This is a genomic window from Blattabacterium cuenoti (genome assembly GCF_014252275.1).
Classification (GTDB): domain Bacteria; phylum Bacteroidota; class Bacteroidia; order Flavobacteriales; family Blattabacteriaceae; genus Blattabacterium; species Blattabacterium cuenoti_O.
Genome location: NZ_CP059214.1, coordinates 430,019 through 450,717 on the forward strand (window position 1 = coordinate 430,019; position 20,699 = coordinate 450,717).

Annotated in this window: 18 protein-coding genes and 1 tRNA gene; 5 read left to right on the forward strand and 14 right to left on the reverse strand. The window is 25.3% G+C overall.

Annotation, left to right across the window (positions count from 1 at the left end):
- The first annotated feature begins 141 nt into the window (after positions 1 to 141).
- A complete protein-coding gene (locus tag H0H42_RS02105; protein ID WP_185868407.1) occupies positions 142 to 459 on the forward strand; it encodes a hypothetical protein in 318 nt (105 codons plus the stop codon).
- Positions 460 to 519: 60 nt separating this feature from the next.
- Here H0H42_RS02105 and rplS read toward each other — a convergent pair whose 3' ends face one another.
- The 8 genes from rplS to H0H42_RS02145 form a co-directional block, all read right to left on the reverse strand.
- Positions 520 to 867, reverse strand: a complete 348-nt coding sequence (gene rplS, locus H0H42_RS02110) for a 50S ribosomal protein L19 (protein ID WP_185868408.1) — start codon at positions 865 to 867, stop codon at positions 520 to 522.
- Positions 840 to 2,258, reverse strand: coding sequence for a phosphohexomutase domain-containing protein (locus H0H42_RS02115; protein WP_185868409.1), 1,419 nt, complete (start codon positions 2,256 to 2,258; stop codon positions 840 to 842). The genes rplS and H0H42_RS02115 overlap by 28 nt, the downstream gene beginning before the upstream one ends.
- Positions 2,259 to 2,365: 107 nt before the next feature.
- Complete coding sequence (gene dnaB, locus H0H42_RS02120) at positions 2,366 to 3,862, reverse strand: replicative DNA helicase (protein WP_185868768.1); 1,497 nt, start codon at positions 3,860 to 3,862, stop codon at positions 2,366 to 2,368.
- A gap of 27 nt (positions 3,863 to 3,889) precedes the next feature.
- Positions 3,890 to 4,846 carry an acetyl-CoA carboxylase carboxyltransferase subunit alpha gene (locus H0H42_RS02125; protein ID WP_185868410.1) on the reverse strand — a complete coding sequence of 319 codons (957 nt, stop codon included), beginning with the start codon at positions 4,844 to 4,846 and terminating at the stop codon, positions 3,890 to 3,892.
- 29 nt (positions 4,847 to 4,875) lie between these two features.
- Positions 4,876 to 5,631 (reverse strand): succinate dehydrogenase/fumarate reductase iron-sulfur subunit, encoded by a 756-nt coding sequence (locus H0H42_RS02130; protein WP_185868411.1) that lies wholly within the window; start codon positions 5,629 to 5,631, stop codon positions 4,876 to 4,878.
- Positions 5,632 to 5,655: 24 nt separating this feature from the next.
- Positions 5,656 to 7,704: a fumarate reductase/succinate dehydrogenase flavoprotein subunit gene (locus tag H0H42_RS02135; protein WP_394798833.1), complete on the reverse strand. Its 2,049-nt coding sequence runs from the start codon at positions 7,702 to 7,704 to the stop codon at positions 5,656 to 5,658.
- Between the two features lie 17 nt (positions 7,705 to 7,721).
- Positions 7,722 to 8,363 carry a succinate dehydrogenase cytochrome b subunit gene (locus H0H42_RS02140; protein WP_185868413.1) on the reverse strand — a complete coding sequence of 214 codons (642 nt, stop codon included), beginning with the start codon at positions 8,361 to 8,363 and terminating at the stop codon, positions 7,722 to 7,724.
- 46 nt (positions 8,364 to 8,409) lie between these two features.
- The gene (locus H0H42_RS02145; protein WP_185868414.1) at positions 8,410 to 9,585 is read right to left on the reverse strand and encodes a cysteine desulfurase family protein; all 1,176 of its coding nucleotides are present in this window, start codon (positions 9,583 to 9,585) and stop codon (positions 8,410 to 8,412) included.
- A gap of 217 nt (positions 9,586 to 9,802) precedes the next feature.
- On the opposite strand from H0H42_RS02145, the gene rny reads away from it, so the two are divergent.
- Both rny and lpdA read left to right on the forward strand, forming a co-directional pair.
- Positions 9,803 to 11,380, forward strand: a complete 1,578-nt coding sequence (rny, locus tag H0H42_RS02150; protein ID WP_185868415.1) for a ribonuclease Y — start codon at positions 9,803 to 9,805, stop codon at positions 11,378 to 11,380.
- A 519-nt stretch (positions 11,381 to 11,899) separates the two neighbouring features.
- The gene (lpdA, locus tag H0H42_RS02155; protein ID WP_185868416.1) at positions 11,900 to 13,321 is read left to right on the forward strand and encodes a dihydrolipoyl dehydrogenase; all 1,422 of its coding nucleotides are present in this window, start codon (positions 11,900 to 11,902) and stop codon (positions 13,319 to 13,321) included.
- A 9-nt stretch (positions 13,322 to 13,330) separates the two neighbouring features.
- On the opposite strand, the gene H0H42_RS02160 is transcribed toward lpdA, so the two are convergent.
- From H0H42_RS02160 to H0H42_RS02185, 6 genes are all read right to left on the reverse strand, one after another.
- Complete coding sequence (locus H0H42_RS02160; protein ID WP_185868417.1) at positions 13,331 to 14,014, reverse strand: uracil-DNA glycosylase; 684 nt, start codon at positions 14,012 to 14,014, stop codon at positions 13,331 to 13,333.
- Positions 13,998 to 14,321, reverse strand: coding sequence for a 4Fe-4S binding protein (locus H0H42_RS02165; protein ID WP_185868418.1), 324 nt, complete (start codon positions 14,319 to 14,321; stop codon positions 13,998 to 14,000). The genes H0H42_RS02160 and H0H42_RS02165 overlap by 17 nt, the downstream gene beginning before the upstream one ends.
- A 22-nt stretch (positions 14,322 to 14,343) precedes the next feature.
- Positions 14,344 to 15,345, reverse strand: coding sequence for a dihydrofolate reductase family protein (locus H0H42_RS02170; protein WP_185868419.1), 1,002 nt, complete (start codon positions 15,343 to 15,345; stop codon positions 14,344 to 14,346).
- On the reverse strand, positions 15,333 to 16,100 hold the full coding sequence (locus H0H42_RS02175) for a shikimate dehydrogenase family protein (RefSeq protein WP_185868420.1): 768 nt from the start codon (positions 16,098 to 16,100) through the stop codon (positions 15,333 to 15,335). Before H0H42_RS02175 ends, H0H42_RS02170 begins: the two co-directional genes overlap by 13 nt.
- A gap of 7 nt (positions 16,101 to 16,107) precedes the next feature.
- A complete protein-coding gene (gene rpsU / locus H0H42_RS02180; RefSeq protein ID WP_185868421.1) occupies positions 16,108 to 16,305 on the reverse strand; it encodes a 30S ribosomal protein S21 in 198 nt (65 codons plus the stop codon).
- Positions 16,306 to 16,332: 27 nt separating this feature from the next.
- Positions 16,333 to 16,407: transfer RNA gene (locus H0H42_RS02185), tRNA-Val, on the reverse strand.
- Positions 16,408 to 16,477: 70 nt separating this feature from the next.
- Here H0H42_RS02185 and recG point away from each other — a divergent pair.
- Positions 16,478 to 18,550: an ATP-dependent DNA helicase RecG gene (recG, locus tag H0H42_RS02190; protein ID WP_185868422.1), complete on the forward strand. Its 2,073-nt coding sequence runs from the start codon at positions 16,478 to 16,480 to the stop codon at positions 18,548 to 18,550.
- The gene (locus tag H0H42_RS02195) at positions 18,547 to 20,688 is read left to right on the forward strand and encodes an ATP-dependent helicase (protein WP_185868423.1); all 2,142 of its coding nucleotides are present in this window, start codon (positions 18,547 to 18,549) and stop codon (positions 20,686 to 20,688) included. Before recG ends, H0H42_RS02195 begins: the two co-directional genes overlap by 4 nt.
- The last annotated feature ends 11 nt before the right edge of the window (positions 20,689 to 20,699 follow it).

Genomic DNA, 20,699 nt, shown 5'->3' on the forward strand with positions numbered 1-20,699 from the left:
ATGCAAAAGAAAAATGAAAAAATAATAAGTTATTTTATTTTTTATTGTAAAATACAAATAATGATATATTTTTTCATTTAAAATTTTTATATAAATTTGTCCAAAATATTGATTAACTAATAACAGAAATATCTTTTGATTATGATGAAAAAAATAAGAATTACGTTTACTACAATTTTATTAGCAATATTTTTGTTTACCGTAAGTTGTAATAACAAAAATAAAAGTGAAAGCGGATCTTCCCCTTCTAACAATAATAATGGAACATTATCCGAAGAAGAAAAAACAAATAATGAAGGACAAAACAATGATTTGCCACCTACTACTCCACCTACAACATCAAATAATGAAGAATCTTCTTCTAAAAAAAGTAGTAATGATGAAACAAGTGGAAGTAACGTAACCTCTGATAAAGAAAAACCAAATACTGAAAATAACGTTAAAGATAATAAACAATAAATAAAAAATTGGAAAAGCAAAAAAGAGAGATATTCTCTCTTCTTTGCTTTTTATTATTTTCTAATTTTTTACTTTTGCTTTTTTACCTCTAAGAAAACGAAAATAAAATATTTTTGACCTTCGGACTTTTCCTCGCTTATTGAGATCTACTTTTTTTATATTATGTTGATTGATTCCGAATGTACGTTCAACTCCAATTCCACCAACACTTGTTTTTCGAACAGTAAATGTTTTTGTTAGTCCTTTTCCTTGTTTTTTTATTACAATTCCTTTAAAAGATTGAATTCTTTTTTTTTCTCCTTCTTTAATTTCAAAATATACGGTAATTGTATCTCCAGAACGAAAAGAAGGAAACATTTTTTTATCGATAAATTTATTTTCTATATACTCAATGATTTTTTGTGACATAATGAGATAAAATTTTTTATATACAATATCATATTTTTTGATAACGAATCAGATCGTTTTTTTGATATACTTTCTGAGTAAATTCGAAGAATATTTTCCGTATTAGATTTTCTAACATGAGTCCATTCATATTTTGAATAGTATATTTTAATTCCATCACTAAAGTCCATTTTATTATCTATATATTTTTCTTTTATTTTTCTAAATAAAATATCGTGATTATATGCATATTGAATTTTTTTTTTAGATATAAAAGAATGAAAATATTTTTTTTTCAATTCAGATAATAAGATAGAAGATTTTTTTGCAATTTGTGTTAAAAATAAGGCAATACCTACTAAAGCATCTCTTCCATAACGGAAATTGGGATAAATAATTCCTCCATTTCCTTCTCCTCCAATCACAGCATTTGTTTCTTTCATTTTGTTTATAACATTTATTTCTCCTACAGGAGTTTCATAAAAAGGAACATTTTTCTTAATTGAAAGATCTTTAAGTGCGTAAGAAGAAGATAAGGTTGACACTACTGGACCTAAAGTATTTTCCAGCACAAAATCTGCGATAGAGACTAATGTATATTCTTCTCCAAAAAAATCACCATTTTCACAGATAAAAACTACACGATCGACATCAGGATCTACAGAAATTCCCATATTTGCTTGAATATCAGGAACTTTTTTACAAATTTCTTTTAAATTTCTTTGAATAGGTTCAGGATTATGCATAAATTCTCCATTTGGATTACAATATATCTTAACAATTTCTACTCCTAAACGTTTCAAAAGAATAGGTACGGCAATTCCACCTGTAGAATTAATTCCATCTACCACAATTTTTAATTGTAATTTTCTAATTAGATTGACATCTATAATAGGTAAAGATAAAATTTTATCTACGTGTTTTTGAATACAATTATTTTGATATAAATATTTTCCTAATTTTTTATAAGGAGCAAAAGGAAACCATTGTTGTTCGGATAATAAAAAAAGTTTTTTAAATTCTTTTCCAGATAAAAATTCTCCAAAAGAATCGAATAATTTTAATCCATTCCAATTTTTTGGATTATGACTAGCAGTCACCATCATTCCTCCATCAGCTTTCTCATTAACCACAGAAATACCTACAGTAGGTGTAGTAGATAATCCAATATCAATAACATCCACTCCTATACATTGAAGAACATTAATTAAAATATTTTGTAGAAGTTTAGATGTTCCTCGTCCATCTCTTCCAGAAATAATTAAGTATTTTTTTTTATTTTTTTTATATTTGATTTTCATCCAAGAAACAAATCCTACAGATAATTGGATAACTTCAAAAGGAGTGAATCCCATTCCTTTTCTTCCTCCTAAGGTTCCTCTAATTCCGGATGAAGATTTTACAAGTATCAAAAAATATTATGTTTTTTATATAGAAATACAAATTTAATTTTTTTTCTATATTTAAATATTATAATTCAATGTTTATTTTTGTATTTTAATATTTTTATTAGGAATAATTATCGAGAAAAATTTCCTTCTTCGTAAGGAGGTATAAATTCATTTTCTTTTTCAATCACATTTTTTTTATAATCCTCTTCCCAAACTAAAGGAATATATTTTTTTTCTTCTATATTTTTAAACTTCGATTGATCCCCTATAAATCTTAATCGAAAACTACCTAATCTTCCATTTCTATGTTTCGCTATAATAATTTCTGATTGACCAATACAAGAATCATTTTCTTGATTAGAATCCCAATAATTAAATCCATAATATTCTGGCCTATAAATAAATAAAACAATATCTGCATCTTGTTCAATAGAACCAGATTCTCTTAAATCGGATAATAAAGGTCGTTTATTTCCTCCTCTTGTTTCTACTGCTCTTGATAACTGTGATAATGCAATAATAGGTAAATTAAGTTCTTTAGCCATTGATTTCAAATTTCTAGATATCAAAGATATTTCTTGTTCTCTATTTTGAAATTTATTTTCATAATCATTTGTATTCATTAATTGCATGTAATCTACAAATATCAATCTTACTCCATATTGAGTAATTAAATAACGACATTTTGCACGTAAGTTAAATATCGATAAAGATGGAGTATCATCAATAAATAAAGAAGATTCTTTTAAATCTTTAGTTCTACTTATTAATAAATCGTATTCTTCCATGGATAAATTAGATTTTTTTAATTTATCTAAAGACAAACATGTTTCTGAGGAAATTAATTTAGTAATTAATTGTATTGAAGACATTTCAAGAGAAAAAATAACAGAAGGAATTTTTTTTTTAACTGCAATATTCTGTATCATAGATAACATAAAAGTTGTTTTTCCCATTCCCGGCCTTGAAGCTATAATAATCAAATCAGAATTTTGCCATCCTGAAGTAATATCATCTAATTTTTGAAATCCTGTAGAAATTCCTATTATTCCATTTTTTTTAGTTGTTTTGATTCTATCAATAGCTTGCTGAACAAGATCTTTTGTATTTTCATATTTTTTTTTTACCAAATATTTTTGATTTATCTCAAATACTTTGGATTCTGCAAAATTTAATATATTAAAAACATCAGTTTTTTCTTCATAACATTTTCTTGTAATTTCAAAAGATAAATTGATTAATCTTCTTAAAAGAAACTTTTGAATCACTATTCGACAATGATATTCAATATGTGCAGAAGAAATAACTTTCTGTGTTAATTCAGCCAAATATAACTCACCACCTATAATTTCTAACTTATCTATTCTTTTTAATTCGTTTGATAATGTGTATAAATCGACTGGATGAGATTCAATATATAATTTTTTGATAGTTTCAAATATTATTTGATGTTCCTTTTTATAAAATACTTCATAAGGAATTAGATCAATAATATCATCTAATGCCTTTTTATCTACTATAATAGCACCGATGATCGCTTCTTCTAAATCTATCGATTGAGGAGGAATTATTTTTTTTATATGATTATTAATAATAATTGTTTTATTTATTTTCCAATAAAAAATGTTATTGTTATCTATAAACTAAAATGATTAGTTTTCAAACAATCCTATGGAAATATATTTATTTTTCCTATTTCTAACAACAGATTGTATATCTAATTTAGATAAATGTTCGTAATGTTTAATAATTCTCTTTTTAACAAATTGACAGGCCTCTTTTGGACAAAAGTGTGCCCCACCAAGAGGTTCTTTTATAATATCATCAATAAGATTTAATTTAAACATATCTTCCGATGTTAATTTTAATGATTCTGCCAATTTTTCTTTTTTATCCCAATTTTTCCATAATATTGTTGAACAACTTTCTGGAGAAATAACGGAATACCAAGAATTTTCCATCATTAATACTCGATCTCCTATTCCAATTCCTAATGCTCCACCACTCGCCCCTTCTCCAATGATCAAAACAATAATAGGAACTGTTAAACACATCATCTCATAAATGTTTTTTCCTATTGCTTCTCCTTGTCCTCTCTTTTCTGCATCAATTCCTGGATATGCACCAGGAGTATCAATAAAAGTAACAATTGGTTTATTAAATTTTTCTGCTAATTTCATCAAACGTAAGGCTTTTCTATATCCTTCTGGATTTGGCATCCCAAATCTCCTATATTGTCTATCCTTAGTATTTTTTCCTTTTTGAGTTCCTATCAACATAAAAGTAATATTTTCTATTTTTCCAAACCCACCTACCATTGCCTTATCATCCCCGAAACAACGATCGCCATGTAATTCTATGAAAGAATTTTCTTCTGTAATAGATTTTATATAATCTAAAGTGTATGGTCTATTAGGATGTCTAGATAACTGAACTCTTTGCCATGGCGTCAAATTTTTGTGTAATTTTTTGATTGTTTCTTCTAATTTAAATCGTAGCTGTTTACGAATTTTCCTCATATTAATTCCACTTTTCTTTTCTATAAGAATACAATTAATATATTGTTCTCTGATTTCTTGAATAGGTTTTTCAAAATCTAAATATTCCATAAGGAAAAGAAATTTCTTAATCATTTTAATTAAGTGAAAGAACAAATATATTCTTTATTTAGTATTGATATGTATTCTGTAGATATCCCTTTGGGACATTCTACTTCACATGTTTTATTATTAGTACATGATCCAAATCCTTCTTCATCCATTTTTTGAACCATTTTTCTTACTCGATTTTTTCTTTCTATTTTTCCTTGAGGTAAAAAGGAAAATTGTGCTACTTTTGCCGCAACAAATAACATTGCAGACTTATTTTTACATGCGGCTACACATGCTCCACATCCAATACAAGTTGCAGCATCAAATGATTTTTCAGCCTGTTCTTTCGGAACAGGAATTATATTTCCATCTATTGTTTTTCCAAATGTGTTTACAGAAATAAATCCACCTGAAATAATAATACGATCAAAAGCAGATCGATCAACGATAAGATCTCGAATAATAGGAAATGATTGTGATCTCCATGGCTCAACATATATCAATTGATTATTCTTAAATTTACGCATATGTAATTGACAAGTAGTAATTAAATGATCTGGACCATGAGCTCTTCCATTGATATATAATGAACACATGCCACAGATTCCTTCGCGACAATCATGATCAAATGATATTGGAAAATCTTGTTTACTACGAACAATTTTATCGTTTAAAATATCAAGCATTTCTAAAAAAGAACTATTCGGAGATATGTTTTCTATTGTATAAGATTGAAAATATCCTTTTGTTTGATGATTCTTTTGTCTCCATATTTTGAGTTTAAAATTGAGAAGTTTTTTCATAAAAAAATTTTTATTTAATGTTTTTTATTTGTAAGAACGTGATTGAAGTTTAACAAATTCAAAATTCAACTTTTCTTTATACATAATTTCTTTATCAATCGATTGATGATTTTTGTATTTCCACAAAGAAACATATTTATAATGTTCATCATCACGAAGAGCTTCTCCATCTTTTGTTTGATATTCTTCTCTAAAGTGACTTCCACAAGATTCCTTTCTTTTTAATGCATCCATTGCCATCAGTTCTCCAACTTCTAAAAAATCAATGACTCGAATTGCTTTTTCTAATTCTGAATTACATCCTTCGTCAACATGCCCTGGAACAAAAACGTTTTTACAAAAATCATAACGTAATTCTTTAATTTGATGAATAGCTTTTAACAAACCTGAATGGTTTCTTATCATACCTACATTTTTCCACATAATTTTCCCCAATTCTTTATGAAAAGAATCCACAGAAATTTTTCCGTTATTTTGAATTAATAACTTTATACCATCTTTTACAATTTCTTCTGATTGTTCAAAGGCTTTATGTTTAATCAATAAAGAATTTTCTAAACGTTCCCTTTTTTTTATAATATGTTCAGATAGATAGTCTGCTATAGTATATGGAAGAATAAAATATCCATCCGCTAATCCTTGCATTAATGCCGATGCGCCTAGACGATTTGCTCCATGATCAGAAAAATTAGCTTCTCCGATTATAAAACATCCTGGTATAGAAGACATTAAATTATAATCTACCCATAATCCTCCCATAGTATAATGGACAGAAGGATAAATTTTCATAGGACTTTGATAAGGATTTTCATCGGTAATTTTTTTATACATATGGAATAAATTACCATATTTTGACTCTATTATTTGTTTCCCAAATTTATTGATAGATTCATCATCTAATTTGGTGTAACCAAGTTCATTACATATTTCTATTCCATATCTTTTTATTGCATGATGAAAATCCAGATAAACTCCTTCATTAGTATCATTATTTTCTATTCCAAATCCTTGATCACAACGTTCTTTAGATGCTCTTGAAGCAACATCTCTAGGAACAAGATTTCCAAAAGAAGGATAACGCCTTTCTAAAAAATAATCCCTATCATTTTCATGAACATCATTAGGAATCTTTTTTCCTTTTCTTATTAAATCAGCATCTTCCAATTTTTTAGGTACCCATATTCTTCCATCATTCCTCAATGATTCAGACATTAATGTTAGTTTTGACTGATAATTTCCATGTACAGGAATACAAGTGGGATGTATTTGAGTAAAACAAGGATTTGCAAAAAATCCTCCTTTTTTATGAACTTTCCAAATAGCACTAGCATTTGCTCCCATTGCATTAGTAGATAAAAAGAAAACATTTCCGTATCCTCCCGAAGCAATCACAACTGCATGAGATGCATGTTTCTCAATCTTTCCGTTAATTAAATTTCTTGCAATAATCCCACGAGCATATCCATCTATCACCACTAGATCCAACATTTCATGACGATTAAACATTTTAATTCTTCCTTTTCCTATTTGTCGAGACATAGCAGAATAACATGCTAATAAAAGTTGTTGACCAGTCTGACCTTTAGCATAAAACGTTCTAGATACTTGAGTTCCACCAAAAGATCTAGTTTCTAAATATCCAGCATAATCTCTAGCGAATGGAACCCCTTGAGCAACACATTGATCAATGATATTAGAAGATATTTCAGATAAACGATAAACATTGGATTCTCTTGATCTATAATCTCCACCTTTTATAGTATCATGGAAAAGTTGATAAATAGAATCATTATCTCCTTTATAATTCTTAGCTGCATTTATTCCTCCTTGTGCGGCAACAGAATGTGCTCTTCTTGGAGAGTCTTGATAACAAAAAGTTTTTACTTGGTATCCTAATTCTGCTAAAGAAGCTGAAGCAGCACCTCCAGCTAATCCTGTTCCAATTACTATAATTTCAATGTTCTTTCTATTACTAGGAGATACGAGTTTTAATGTCTCTTTGTGATTTTTCCATTTATTTTTTAGATTACCTGATGGTATTTTTGCATCTATATCAAAAACTTCTTTCATCATTCATATAAAATATTTTATTAATTAAAAAAAAACCAAATAGCAATCATGGAAAAACCTGAACATATAATGAAGAGATAGATCAAACATAATCTTTGTATCCATAAAAATCTTTTTTTATTAGATAATCCCAAAGATTGAAACCCCGATTGAAATCCATGATGTAAATGAATACCTAACATAAAAAATGAAAAAACGTATACAATAGTATAATAGGGATTCTTAAATAAAGAGGTAACTAAATGATAATCGGATCTTCCTGAAAGATATTTCATAGGAATCATAAAATTTATCAAATGCAAAATTAAAAAACAAAGAATAGAAATTCCAGTATATATCATAGTACGACTGCTAAAACTTGTAGTAATATGAGAAGCATTAACAGCATAATCTATTGTATTATTTTTCTTCTTATTTTGAATATGTAATTTAATTCCCATGATAATATGAATTAAAAATCCTAATGCTAGAACATATTCAAATAATCTTATGATGAAATGTGTCCTCATGAATATTACGGCTTCATTAAAGGATTCTTCTCCACGAAATAAGAAAAGATTAATGGTTAAATGAAATAATAAAAAAATCATAAGAAAAATACCTGTTAATGCCATAACAATTTTCTTACCAATAGAAGAGCGAAAAAAAATATAACCACTCACTTTACAGTATTCATTTTTTGATTTAAATATAATAAGATATTTGAAATTATAAAATGTTTTTGTATTTTCCTATTTCATTTAAAGAATGAATCAACATATCTATATCTTCATTTTTATTAAAAATTCCAAAAGAAATCCTTATAGGCATTGTTTTCTTCAAAATTGAATTTTTGACAATTGACCGAATAACATGAGAAATTTCTTTTGTATTTCCACTATTACAAGAACTCCCGTTAGAGACAGAAATTCCCATTAAATCTAAACGAAAATAAAATAGATTATCTATTTTTTTTACGGGAAATAAAAAATTTATAATAGATGGAATACTTTTTTCGTAATGATCAGAAAGACCATTAAATAGAATATTTTTATTCATTTTTATTAATTGTTGAATACAATATTTTTTCAATTTTTTTAATTGATCTATATGATGAAAATGATTTGTTTGAAATAAACGAAATGCTTCAGAAATTCCTGCAATACCAGATATATTTTCTGTTCCTGATCGTAAACCTTTTTCTTGCAATCCTCCAAGGATGGATCCTTTTATTTTTACAAGAAGAGACTTTTTTATAAAAACAAATCCTATTCCTTTAGGACCATAGAATTTATGAGCACTTGCTGTTGCAAAATCAAAGGATAATTTTTTTATATCCAATGGATAATTTCCAATAAATTGAATTGTATCTGAATGAAAATATGCATTATATTTCTTACAAAGGAAGGAAATATTATTTACTTCTAAAATATTTCCGATTTCATTATTAGCATACATTAAACTAACCATCATTTTCTTTTGTTTATATTTTTTTAGTAAAAATTCTACATGATTTATATCATGGACTCCTTGACTATTAAATTGTACGAAGTGTATAGATATTTTATGTTTATAAGATAAGTCATGAATCGGTTGTAATACCGACAGATGTTCTAATTTAGAAGTGATAATATGTTCTACTCCTAAATCAAAAACAGAAGATCGTAGTATCATATTGTTTGCTTCAGTACCTCCAGAAGTAAAAATAATTTCTTCAGGAAACGCATTAATACAATTTGCTATAAATATTCTAGATTCTTCAATTAAAGATCTTGATTTTCTTCCATCACTATGTTGAATTGAAGAAGGATTTCCAAAAGAGTATTTCAAGCTATTTATCATTACTTTTATAACCTCATTTTTCATTGGAGTTGTTGCTGCATTATCTAAATATACTCGTTTCATTTTAAATTATTTTTAACGTACGTTATTTACTTTATTTACTTTTTATAATATACTAATTTACTGATCATTACTAAGCTCCTTAATAAGGATATATCATGCTTAAATATGGGGTACTTATTCAAAAAATTTCCTTAATCAAAATTGTTTTTTGTTTCAAAAAAATATGGGTTTTAAATAGGATTAAATGTCTATTTTATTTTTATTTAAATTGAAAAATATGGAAAAAAATGTTGGAATTTCGTTCTTAATGGGGTGGTTGATAGGCATTATAATCTGTTATCTTTTTGTAAAAAAAATTATACTAAAAACACATATTCATCAGTTAAAAAAATCAAAAATACAATTAAGAAAAATTATTAGAAATGCAGAAAAAGAAAGAGAATTTCTAAAAAGGAAACAAATGATTCAGGTAAAAAGAAAATTTATAGAACTTAGAATACAACATGAAAAACATGCACGTTTTAGAGAAAAAAAAACAATAAAAATAGAGAATCAAACGATAGAAAAAGATGAACATCTTTCTAAAGAAATAGAAATTTACTTAGAAAAAAATGATCGTTTAAAATTACAAATACAAGATTACGAAAGTAAATATAATATTCTTAAAAATAAACGAATAGAGTTTAAAAATATTCATATTCGACAAGTTGCACTTTTAGAAAAAATCTCTAATTTATCAACTTGTCATGCTAGAGATAAACTAATAGAAATTTTACAAAGAAATATAAAGGAACAAGCTAAATTATATATAAGAGAAATTCTCGATAAATCAAGAAAAAATGCAGAAAAGGAAGCAAAGAAAATCTTAATTCAGTCAATTCAAAGAATTGGAAAAGAACAATCCATTGAAAATTCCGTATCAATTTTCAATATTAATTCAAATGAAGTAAAAGGACGCATCATTGGTAAAGAAGGAAGAAATATTAGAGCGTTAGAAAAAGCAACAGGAGTAGAAATTATTGTAGATGATACTCCACAAACTATTCTTTTATCATGTTTTAATCCCATACGAAGAGAAGTAGCAAGAGTTTCTCTTACTAAATTAGTAATAGATGGTAGAATTCACCCAGCGAAGATTGAAGAAATAGTAAGAACTACGGAAAAAAATCTTGAAAAAGACATTCTAGAAATAGGTAAAAAAAATTTAATAGAATTAGGAATTTATGATATGCATCCAAAATTAATTAGTATGATAGGAAAAATGAAGTATCGTTTTTCTTATGGACAAAATCTTTTACAACATTCTCGTGAAGTTGCGCATTTATCATCGATGTTATCTTCTGAATTAGGATTAAATGCAAAAATTGCAAAACGTGCTGGATTATTACATGATATAGGAAAAATTCCTGAAACAGAATTAGAATCAGAATTTCCTCATGCTATTTTGGGAATGAAATGGGCAAAAAAATATGGAGAAACAATAGAAGTTTATAATGCAATAGGGGGACATCATGACGAAATTGAAATGACTGGACTCATAGGACCCGTTATACAAATTTCAGATGCCATCAGTGGATCACGTCCAGGAATTCGAAAAAATTCATTCGAATCTTATTCAAGAAGATTAAAAGAATTAGAATCTATTGCTTTCAGTTTTAATGGAGTAAAAAAAGCATTTGCAATACAAGCAGGGAGAGAACTAAGAGTTTTAGTAGAAAGTAATAAAATTAATGATAAACAATCCCTACAACTTTCTTACGACATCATGAAGAAAATAAAAAATACAATCATTTATCCTGGTCAAATAAAAGTCACAGTAATTAGAGAAATTAGATCAATACAAGTCATTAGATAAAAAATATTTTATATTTTGCTTTTTTATAAAAATATTTTCTTCATTTTAACGAACTAATTTTACATGAATCATCAATAGCATACAAAAATCCTAATAAAAAATAATGGAAAAACAATGCTGAATTTATAAGGATCAATAACTACTGCAAAATTAAGAAAAATTTTATATAAAATGATTCGAAAAATCAAATATAAATTATTTCTTGTACATGAACGTCTAGGACAACAAATAAAATTTAATAATTCATTCATATAATAGAAAGATTCTTATAATTGTAGAAACTTAACATCTGATAATAAGAACGAATCTTCTTTTTTTTTAATAAAGGATTATTTTGAATTATCGATTTTTGTATTTATGAAGAACAATCATCTAAATGATGAAAAAATACATTTGTAAAGAAAACTTAAAAAAATACTATAATCTTCATTCATTAAATCATATTCTTCTATTGTAGAAGCATTAATCTTTGTATATGTATTAAATATGTAATTTTATTTTTTAAAACTTATTATTACTATGAATAATTTATACGATGTTGTCATCATTGGTTCTGGACCAGGAGGATATGTTTCTGCTATTCGTTCAAGTCAACTTGGATTTCGTACCGCACTTATAGAAAAAAATAGAAAAATGGGAGGAACCTGTTTAAATGTTGGATGTATTCCTTCTAAATCATTACTTGAATCTTCAAAACATTTCTTTCTTGCAAAAGAAAATTATCATTCACATGGAATTTTTTTTGATAAATTATCTTTTGACTTTCAAAAAATGATGGAAAGAAAAAATAGAATTATACAAAATCTTAATAAAGGATTAGAATTTTTGATGAAAAAGAACAAAATTGATATTTACAAAGGAATTGGATCATTTGAAACAAAAAATACTCTATCTGTTAAAGATTATTCTTCTTTAAAAGAACAGAAAAAAATTCATTTTAAATTTTGTATTATTTCTACAGGATCTTATCCCACTCCATTTCCTGGAATTAATTTTAATAATAAAAAAAATATTTTTTCATCTAATGATCTTTTAAATATTCAAAAGATTCCTAATAAAATGATTATTATAGGTGGAGGAATTATTGGATTAGAATTTGGATCAATTTTTAGTAGACTAGGAAGTAAAATTACTATTGTAGATTCCATGGATAATATTCTTTCAAATATGGATCCTTCTATTAGTCAAGGAATGAAAAATATTTTAGGAAAGCATATGGATATAAAAACTTCTATTTCTATATCTGATATTTTCTATAAAAAAGAAAAAATATATATCATTGCTTCATATAAAAATAAACCATTTACAATAGAAGGAGATTGTTGTCTTATTTCGATAGGAAGAAATCCTTATACTAAATATTTAGATTTAGAAAATATAGGAATCAAAAAAGATGATAAAGGATTTATCATAGTAAATGATTATTTCCAAACTTCCGTGAAAAACATATACGCTATCGGAGATGTGATTGGTGGTAAAATGTTAGCTCACAAAGCAGAAGAAGAAGGATTACACGTTCTAGAACATATTAGTGGAAAATTTAGAAATACAACATTAAGATTAAACAATTATTTAATTCCTTCAGTTGTTTATACGTACCCTGAAGCTGCTAGTATTGGATATACAGAAAATGAAATTATCGAAAAAAATATTAAATATAATATTGGAATATTTCCTATGAAATCGTTAGGAAGAGCACAATCGATTGGATGTACTGATGGATTTGTAAAAATGATTACTGAAAAAAAAACAGATGAAATATTAGGAATTCATATTATTGGAGATCACGCTGGAGATTTAATTATGGAAGGTGCTGTTGCAATGTCATTTTATGCATCTTCTGAGGATATCTATAAAATTTGTCATCCTCATCCGACTTTAAGTGAAGCGTTTAAAGAAGTATCCTTATTAAATTTTGAGAACAGAGCAATTCATATGTAATGGTCTACATTACCAAATGATTTTTGATTTTCCAATTTTTACGAGGAAGTTATTGGTTTTTAAAAAATGTTTTGATCCGAAAAATCCCATTCGTACAGATAAAGGAGATGGATGAGATGTGGTTAATATAAAATGTTGATTATTCACAGATTTAATTAAATGATATTTTTTTTTTGCTTCTATCCCCCATAAAAGAAAAACAATGTTTTTTTTCTTTTTAGAAAGATATTGTATTATGTGATCTGTGAAAATTTCCCAACCCTTTTTTTTATGAGAACCAGCAGTTCCTTCTCTTACGGTTAAAATAGAATTTAAAAGTAATACTCCTTGTTTAGCCCAACGAATTAAAGAACCATTTTGAGGAATTTTTTTTTCAGGAAAACAATGATGAACTTCTATAAAAATATTTTTCAGTGAAGGAGGAATGGTGGTACCAACTGGAACAGAAAAACATAATCCATCTGCTTGATTTTTTTTATAGTAAGGATCTTGTCCTAAGATAACAACTTTTAAAATTTTTATAGGACAATACTTTAAAGCAGATAAAATTTCATTTTTTTTTGGAAAACAATAATAATTACTATATTCTTTATTAAGAAAATTTATTAGACGAATAAAATAACTTTCTTTATATTCTTTTTTCAAAAAATTATTCCAATTCATATTAACTAAACAATTATTTTTTTGCATCATGTAAAAATAATTTTTTTTTCAAAAGATTTTCTTTTGTTTCTATATTTTGATCATCTTTTATACAACAGTTCATAGGACAGATCAATACACATTGTGGCTCCTCATGAAATCCTACACATTCTGTACATTTTTCTGAAACAATAAAATAAGTATCTTTCTTAATTGGATTATGTGATAATGTATCATGACATAAAGAGGTTCCATCTGATATTTTCCATTTTTTTCCTCCTTCATAAATAGCATGATTTGGACATTCTGGTTCACATGCACCACAATTAATGCAATCATCAGTAATGGTTATTGACATGTTATAAATTAATTTTAAAAAATTATTTATTATAAATATAAATTAATTGATGTTTTTTGTTATTAAAAACTGTTTTATGAAATATTTTTTTTTGTATGTCAGGTATTCTTAATCCATTTCCTATAAAAACTTTATGCAATAAAATTCTACATTCATTCCATATATTTTTTTTTAAAAAAATTTTTAACATTTTTAATCCAACTTCAACAAGTAACGATTGTACTTTGTTTCGATATAAAAAACGTAAAATATTTTTAATGTTATTAGTCTCATGAGAGAATAAAAAAAAATTACCAATTTTTGGGTATATATTTTTTAATTGTTTTTTGTTTTTATAATAATATTTAGCAATAGTGAAGATCCTATATTTAATTTTATCAGAATCAATTTTTAAATTTTCTTTATTATAATAATTCATTAATACCTTATATTCTAATAAACATCCATGTTCTTCATATTTCCATTTTTTATGAAATATTTTATTATAATAGTGATTATTATTTATTATAAAACCATCTAAACTTTGATTCCATTTTAAAATAATATAAGGACGTAATTTTTTTCGAAAAAGAAAAAATCGTCGGTTTAAAAAAAAACATTGTTTTTTTAAACAATTTTCTAAGACTAGAATTCCATTTTTTCTTAAAGATTTTATCCATAGACCTTTTTCTTTAAGAAGGTAATTTTTCATCCCTATTACAACTGTATGAATTTGATGTTTTATAATTAAATCAATGCATGATTGATAAGAAAGAATGGGTTCCATTGTTATATACAATGTCGAAGATAAAAGAATTTTTTTCTTTTCTATTTCATTATTTATCCTCTTTTTTAAAGAAAAGAACATTTCATTATGATTTTTGTTACAATACCAATCTTCTAATATTACTTTTCCTTTTTTTTCTATTACGTATCCAACTAATGGATAAAAATGATCCATTAAAAAAAAACCATTATAAGCTAATTGAATAGCTCTTCTCATGAAAACTTCATTAATCACATTTATGTTTTTTAAGAATTCCATATTTTCCAAGATTCTTCTGCTTGAAGATGAAGCATTTCTAATCCATTTTTAATAATTGATCCATATTCTTCTCCTCTTTTCAGGAAAAGAGATTTTTCAGGATTATAAACCAAATCATAAAGAATATGTTCTTGAGAAATATATTGATAAGGTAAAGGAGGACAAGTATGAATATTTGGAAATGTCCCTATTGGTGTACAGTTAATAATGATTTGAAACTCTTGTATAATCTCTTTTCCGACATCTTTGTAAGATATAATTGTTTTCCCGATTTTTTTTCGAGATACATACAAATATGGTATATTCATTTTTTCTAGTACAAAAACAATAGTTTTTGAAGCACCACCCGTTCCTAATACCAATGCTTTCAAATTTTTTTTGAAAATTTTTTTTAAAATATTTTTTAAAGAAATTTCAAATCCTGTGATATCTGTATTAAATCCAATTTTTTGTTTTTTATGAATTTTGATAACATTAATAGAACCGATGGATTTTGCTAATGAATCTATTTGATTTAAAAAAGGAATAATCTTAATCTTATAAGGAATAGTTACATTACATCCTTTTACATTGGAATTTTGAAATATTTTATGTACTTCTTCTATCTTTGGAATATCGTAAATTTCATAAGTAGTATTATGAATAGATTCATCTTTAAATTTTTTTAAAAAAAAATTTTTTGAAAAAGAATAATTAATATTTCTACCAATTAATCCAAAAATAGATATATCTTGATTTTTGATGTTATTTAACATTATAAATCTATCCTTCTTTTTTTAATCTTATACGTTGTCTATGTCTTGCTCTTAATATTTCATTTCTTCTCCATTCTGATGGTTTTACATATTGCTGTCTTTCTCTAAATTCTTTTAAAACACGAGTTTTTTCAAACTTTTTTTTATTTTTTTTTAAGGCTTTATCAATAGATTCGCCTTCTCTTACTGTCGTGATTAGAACCATAATAACTTTTGATAATGATTTTTTTTGTGGACACTATCGGATTTGAACCGACGACCTCTACCCTGTCAAAGTAGCGCTCTAAACCAACTGAGCTAAATGTCCTTTTGAAACCTTTAAATTTTTACATTATTTATTCCACGAAATTAAGTATTTTTTATCAAAATATTAATAAATGTGCGTCAATAATATTTTAAAAAAATCGATCAAACATGTACAAGGATTAAGTAAAAAAAAAGTTCATTTACTTAATTCAGAACTAAATATTTATACATATGAAGATTTTCTTCTTTTTTATCCGAAAACATATATTTATACACCAATAAAAAATATATCAGAATTAGAACAAAAAAAAAATCAAAATTGTATTGTACAAATAATAGGAACAATCGAAAAAATACGAGAGATTTCATATCAAAATAAACCAGGAAAAATAATGGTTGTTTCTTTCAAAGACGATACTGGATCGATTGAACTGATATGGTTTTATAAATATCATTTTTTACGAATTTTAAAAAAAAATTATAAATATTTAGTTTCTGGAAGAACTAATTTTTTTCAAGAAAAAATTCAAATTATACATCCTAATATTAAGGAATTAAGAATTTGCAAAAACATTTTATTCATACATCCTATTTATCGTATATCTAAAAAATTAGAAGAAAATGGAATTAATAATTCGATGATAATAAATGTATTATCAAATATTATAAAAGAATTCAAAAAAAATTCTATAGAAGATTTTTTTTTTCAGGAATTCCTGAAAAAAAAAATAATGCCAAGAAATCAAGCTTTAGTTCAAATTCATTTTCCTAAATCTTTCCAAGATTTATTTAAAGCAAAATATTCATTAAAATTTGAAGAAATTTTCTTGATAAAATTATTCTTTTTATACGAAAAAAAAAAAATATGTAGTAAACCTATTTATAAATTTGGAAAAAAATTTTATCATTTTTACAAATACTTCTTACCTTTTAATTTAACTCATGATCAAAAAAAAGCTTTTAAAGAAATATTAAATGATTTAAAAAAGCCTATTCAAATGAATAGGTTATTACAAGGAGAAGTAGGTAGTGGAAAAACCATCGTAGCTATGTTATCCATGTTGATTGCATTAGATAATGGATTTCAATCATGTTTCATGGTTCCTACTGAAATTTTAGCAATTCAACATTATCACTACGTAAAAAAAATGTTTTCAAAAATTGATGTTAAAATTGCTTTATTAACAAGTTCTATTTCGAAACCTTTAAAAAAACAAATTTACCATAATATTGTTAAAGGAACAGTAAATATTGTAATAGGAACTCATGCATTAATACAAAAAAAAGTAAGCTTTCATAATCTAGGCTTAGCGATAATAGATGAACAACATCGTTTTGGAGTTGAACAAAGAAAAAAGATCTGTAATCATTACCGATACCCACCCCATGTTTTAATCATGTCTGCCACTCCTATTCCACGTACACTTGCTCAAGTACTTTATAAAAATTTATATATTTCTATATTAAAAAAAATTCCTGATGGAAGAAAACCTGTTCGGACAATTCATATTTTGAATGAAAAACGTGATCAAGCATGGAAAATCATCGAACAACAGATCCTAATAGGAAGACAGATTTATATTGTTTATCCCACTATTAACAGATCAAAAAAAAATAAGTATCATCATTTAATGAATGGATACAAAAAAATTAAAGAGAGATTTAAAGATGTAGAGGTAGGCATTTTACATGGTTCTATGAAAGAGAACGAAAAAGAAATGCAAATGCATCAATTTTGTAATGGAAATACTAAAATTATTAATACAACGACAATTATAGAAGTAGGTATTGATATTCCAAATGCAACAGTTATTTTAATAGAAAATGCTAATTGTTTTGGATTATCTCAATTACATCAAATGAGAGGTAGAGTAGGAAGAGGAAAATCCCAAAGTTATTGTATTCTTATGACTGATAAAAATATGAGTGAAGAAGGATTTTTAAGAATAACAAAAATGTGTAATACTAATAATGGATTAAAAATAGCAAAAGAAGATTTGAAATTGAGAGGAAGTGGAGATTTAATAGGAATTAAACAAAGTGGAAAACATTATCTACGAATTACAAATTTTTGTAAAGATTATAAATTCATCAAAAAAGTGATACAAATAGCTGAAAATTTTTCAAAAAAAAATCCGAATTTTTTTAATGATAAATCAAATTTTCACTATCAAAAAAAAATCAAAAATTTATTCATAACATGAATAAAAATATAAATAATATTCAACAAAAAATTATCGAAACTATTAATGGGCCAATTATAGTTATTGCAGGTGCAGGATCAGGGAAAACTCGTGTAATTACATATCGAATAGCACATATGATTAAAAATATAAAAATACATCCTAAAAATATACTGGCTTTAACTTTTACAAATAAAGCTGCAAAAGAAATGCAAAAAAGAATCTCGTTGATGATTCCTAAAAAAGATTTACAAAAAATAACAATAGGAACCTTTCATGCTATTTTTTCATCTATTTTAAGGAAAGAAGCATATCGTTTAGGATTTACATCAGAATATACTATTTATGATCGACAAGATTCTGAAAACGTTATCAAGAAAATATTAAAGGATATCAACATTGAAACAAAATTAAATGTTAAAGATATAAGAAATAGAATTTCTGAATACAAAAATAATTTATTCTTACCTAGTAAAAAAAATGAGTTTTTTTCAAAGATATATCAATTATACAATCAACGATGTTTTCATTCTAATTCTTTAGATTTTGATGATATATTACTATATACAAATCAATTATTCTCCTATTTTCCTAACGTATTAAAAAAATATCAAAATCAATTTCAATATATTCTTGTTGACGAATATCAGGATACAAATCTATCACAAAATTTTATAATAAAAAATTTGTCTTATCCATCGAACAACCTATTTGTTGTAGGAGATGATGCACAGAGCATTTATTCTTTTCGAGGAGCAAATATTTCAAACATATTAAATTTTCATAATGAGTATCCTCATGCAAAAATATTTCGATTAGAACAAAACTATCGTTCTACAAATGTTATTGTACAAGCATCAAATGCAATCATTTCATTCAATACAAATCAAATTATTAAAAATATTTGGACAAGAAATGAAAAAGGAGAAAAAATCAATATATATGGAGCGATTTCTGATATAGAAGAAGCAAAATACATAGCATCTTCTATTGTTTCTTTAAAAAAAGAAAAAAGAATGAATTATAAAGATTTTGCAATTCTTTATCGAGTAAATTCACAATCGAAACTGATTGAATATGCATTAAAAGAAAGAAATATTCCTTACAAAATATATGGAAATATCTCATTTGAAAATCGAAAAGAGACAAGAGATTTATTGTCCTATTTTAGGATTGTGATTAATCCTAACGATGAAGAAGCATTATATCGAATTCTTAAAAATCAAATAGGATACAAAAAAACTTTAAATACGTTATTTTCCTTTTTTCAACAAAAAAAAACAGAAAATAAAAATATATATAATATTATAAAACATATTGATATATATCATGAATTTAAAAAAATAAAACAAAATACAAGAAATAAATTAAAAAAAATTTTTTTAAATGTTGAAAAAATACATAAAGAAGTAAATAACAAAGATGCTTATCAAATAGCAAAAAATATAATTGATTTCTTTTGTAACGAAAATCAATTCTATAATAAGAAAGTGATAGATTTCCAATATTTGATTGAGAATATAAACTATTATGTTAATAATCAAAACAAAATGATTCCTAAAGGAGATCCTAGTTTGTCAGGATTTTTACAACATTTTTATCTAAAAGAATATAATGATCAAAATAATTTGATAAATAATAGTAAACATGAAAATAATGAAGTGTCATTAATGACAATTCATTTATCGAAAGGCCTAGAATTTTCTATTGTATTTATTTCAGGATTAGAAGAAAATTTGTTTCCTTCAAAATCAAATTTGAATGATCCATCAAAAATAGAGGAAGAACGTCGATTATTCTATGTTGCTTTAACAAGAGCACAAAAAATTGCAAGATTAACTTATGCAAAAAATAGATTTATTTGGGGAAAAAAACGAAAAACTAAACCCAGTCGTTTCATAAATGAAATAAATAAAAAATTCCTAAAAACAAAAAATATTCCTTCCTTTAAAACAAAATCATTAAAATATTATAAATATCATACATATGAAAAAAATAACATAAATTTTGAAAAAGGAAATCAAGTATTTCATGAATCCTTTGGATTGGGAATTATTTTAGACATACAAAAAAATCAACAAATTGTTACTGTATATTTCAAAAAATTTGGTAAAAAAAAGATCTTATTAAATTTAAATAAATTAAAGATTTATACATAATAATAATTGTT